Source organism: Pontibacter sp. E15-1 (assembly GCF_022601975.1).
GTDB lineage: Bacteria > Bacteroidota > Bacteroidia > Cytophagales > Hymenobacteraceae > Pontibacter.
In genome coordinates this window covers 1-3400 of sequence record NZ_JAKVIR010000054.1, presented here as the reverse complement: position 1 = coordinate 3400, position 3400 = coordinate 1, and the positions used below count along the sequence as shown (strand labels likewise).

General features: G+C 50.7%; 3 protein-coding genes. 1 reads left to right on the top strand and 2 read right to left on the bottom strand.

Features of this window, described 5'->3' with window-relative positions; genetic code table 11:
* The first annotated feature begins 470 nt into the window (after nt 1-470).
* Nucleotides 471-1448, top strand: coding sequence for a replication initiation protein (locus MKJ04_RS22660; protein ID WP_241644471.1), 978 nt, complete (start codon nt 471-473; stop codon nt 1446-1448).
* 96 nt (nt 1449-1544) lie between these two features.
* Here the strand turns inward: MKJ04_RS22660 and MKJ04_RS22655 are convergent, their stop codons facing one another.
* Both MKJ04_RS22655 and mobV read right to left on the bottom strand, forming a co-directional pair.
* Nucleotides 1545-1832: a hypothetical protein gene (locus MKJ04_RS22655; RefSeq protein ID WP_241644469.1), complete on the bottom strand. Its 288-nt coding sequence runs from the start codon at nt 1830-1832 to the stop codon at nt 1545-1547.
* A 174-nt stretch (nt 1833-2006) separates the two neighbouring features.
* Entirely contained in the window at nt 2007-3308 is a 1302-nt protein-coding gene (gene mobV / locus MKJ04_RS22650) for a MobV family relaxase (protein WP_241644467.1), read from the bottom strand.
* Between the last annotated feature and the right edge of the window lie 92 nt (nt 3309-3400).

Genomic DNA, 3400 nt, shown 5'->3' with positions numbered 1-3400 from the left:
GGTCTGTTTGGGGTCTTAGGGGTGCCCCCTAACCCGCAGGACTTATGGAGTGAAACGTAATAAGTCTCGTGGGCGATACTTCTATAAAGAATTACACCTGCGAAGGTACGATTTCCTTCCTTTTTCAGCCTCTTTTTCTCCCTTTTGTTTTGCTTTTGGAACTGGTTTTTCCGGGTTTCTCCTGTGGCCGGCTTCTGCGAGGCCTTAAACAACAATTTTTACGCTTTTTGAGCCCTTTACTTGTATAGGTAAACTTGTGGTTACCTTGTAGGAGTTTTTTTTACGCTCGTAACTATTTTAATATCAAATAGTTACGAGCGTTTTTAAAAACCATTTTTAGACAATTTGAATACCTTTGTTAGACAATTTGAATACCCCTGAGCCTACATTTTTAGACAATTTGAATACCCCTAAGAGGTTTTTACGACATTAAATTTTGACAGTTAATTATTTTTGTCTAAAATCAACCTATGGAAACGACTAAACCAGCTCTTTACCAGCCAAATGTTATCACACAGGCCCGCTACAGCTTCACAGAGTACGAAATGCGGGTGCTGCTCTACGTTGTCAAGCAGATTCAGGACAAGCTCAACAAGCAGGACGTGGAGTTTAACCGCAACATGTTCGGTGAGATTGACTACAAAATTCAGTTTTACCTAGCTGATATGATGGTCTCTGAGGGGGAGAAGAACCACGCCCGTATACGCAAGGCGCTCAAGGACTTGCGGGATAAGAGCTTTGAGGTGGAGGACGAGAAGCAGTGGTTCAATGTTGGTTTTATCAATTACGGCCGCTACAACAAGGAAGCAAAGAAGTGGGAGTTGCAGGTGTCTTTCCTGCTCATGCCCTACATGGTTTCCCTGGCGCGGGGCTTCACGGCCTACCAACTGGAGACGATAATGCACCTCAACACCCATAGTCAGCGCCTCTACATGATGTTCAGCCAGTACCACGACACCGGCATTTTCAGGATATCGGCCGAGGACCTGCGCTACAAGCTCGGCTTGGAGGAGAAGTATGAGCGCTATGGAGACTTTAAAAATCGGGTGCTGACCGCCGCTGAAAAAGAGCTGAAGCAGCTTTTTGACGCTGGCAAGTCGGATGTGTGGGTGAAGCTAGCCAGTGACAAGAAAGAGCGCGGGAAAGAGGATTTTGACCGTACGCTGACCTTCAAGGTATTTCACTCCGAGCGGAAGTTCAACCAGATAGAGGAAGCCAAAGCAGAGGCCATGCGGTATTGCGCGCACATGCTCAAAGCGATGCTTCCGGAGGCCGAGCTGTACTGCAACAAGCTGTTGGGCTATCTGGTGGAGCACAAGCGCCTGAAGCCCTTCTCTGATCGCCTGGAGCGGCTCGAGGATCAGGCGCGGGAGGAAGGCAAGCCGCTTGCTTCATACGGCGGCCTGCTGCGCCATATTGCCAAGAACGACTTCAAGTACCAGGGCTGAAACAAAAGGGAAGAAAAAACAGCTTTGCTGCAAGGTGCTTTCAAGCAGTCTTGCAGGCTTGGTTGGCTTGCTCCCATGGAAAGAGAGATAGAGAGATTAAGTCGCCTTGCTGTCTTCAATTCGCTGCTGGGCATCCTTGTAAAGCATCAGTGTGGCAGTCAGGCCCGTGCTGCAAATATTGAAATACATGACTAAATCGGGGTTTTCTTTGTTTTGGTAGTAATAGGAATAGTGTCCTATGTTTGGTAGCTCCGTGGCGGCCAGCAGATCAAAATTGTTCTCGAAATACGCCAAGGACATGCTTCCATCCCCGTCTCTGAGCTTTTGGTATTTTATCTCGCTACCTTTCAAAAGTACCAGAATGCGCTCTTGTGCTTTGCCCATGATTCTCTCTCCTGCAGGATTTATTTAATTTTTTAAAATAATATTCGAAAGTAAGGCTTTTTACAAAATTTATTTGATATATTATAAATAATATATTAAAAATAATATATTTATAAAAATATCATGTCCCCGCAGTGCTGCTGCTCTGGCGTGCAGGTGGTTGTTCTTCGTTGATTACATACCCGTTCTCCTGCTCTGCTGGCGTGGTTTGTCTATCCCCAGCGCCTGTTTTACTTCCTGGACAATGCTCCTGGCAAGTTCCCGCACGAAGTCTCTTGCCTTTTTCCTCAAATCTTGGTGGAGGGATGTCTCCGGGTTCAGCTCCACGCCCCACCGCTGCTGTACTTCCAGGTTGAAAATCTTGATGGCTTCCTTTGCTATCGTCTCTCGGGTTTCCGTCGAGTCGTACTTTTGGTGCCGCTCATAATCTTTTTTGGTGGCTTTGCTGCTGTCATGCAACTGGTAGATCTCCCGGTAGTACCCTTCGGTGATAGGCTTTAGTTGTGCGTCCGCAAGCTTCCTGACCTCCTGTTGGAATATGGCATTTGCAGCCTCTTTGACGGCTTGCGGCGCTTCCAGCAGCGCATAGGCGGCATTCAGGGTGACACCCGCCTGGCCGGCCTGTATGAGCTGCTCTGCTATGCTTTGGGTGGCCTGCTTCTGCTTGGCTGCATCTGCCTCGGTCTTCTGTCGGCTGGCCTGGGCGTCTTTGACCTGGTTAACCCTGCGCCGGTTGTCAAGCTGGAGATCTGAGTTTTGCTGCTGCAGGGCGATAAGCGACGTTTTAACGTCCTCCAGGTACTTGGCGGGTCTAAGGGCCTCTTTTAGCCCGAAAGTTGGTACAGTGGCTTTATTTTGGCTCTGATGGCTCTCTTTCAGGTGCTCTAGGTACCAGCCCTCGCCAGTGTGCCTGGCTTTGCTGTCTCTAACGCCCCTGGTTAGCCCAAAGGGCTGCACGGCCTCTGCGTAGCGGTCCTGCCGCAAGGAGAGGCTTTTCTTGTTGCCCATTATTTCCTTGGCCGAGAGGCGCCCGTCCTCGGTCAGCGGCACCACGATGGCGTGCAGGTGGGGCGTTTTCTCGTCCATGTGCAGGACAAAGCGCATGATGTTGCCCTCTCCGAACTCCTTTGCCACAAAGTCATAGTTGGCCTGCTGCCACTTTTTGAACCTCGCTGGGTCGCTGGCCAGCTCTGCCATGTCCTCATGGCTTCCGGTCAGCACCAGCGACAGGAACTTGACGGCGTCCTTCCGGATGGCCTTCTTCCCCTGGTAGCCCTGCTCGATGCGCCGGTTGATGGCTTCCGGGAGCGTGATCTTGTGCCAATCCCCCTGCAGGGGGTGGTTGATGTTCAGCTCGCGCCTGGCTGGGTCTGTGTGGGCGTAGGTGTGCTCATGGCCGGGGGTGCGGTCGATGTGGTGGCCACTACCGCCGCCGGTGCCGCTGCCCTTGCTTGGGTGGAAAACTGCGAATCCCATGGTTTTTTGCTTTAAGGTCTGTTTGGGGTCTTAGGGGTGCCCCCTAACCCGCAGGACTTATGGAGTGAAACGTAATAAGTCTCGTGGGCGAT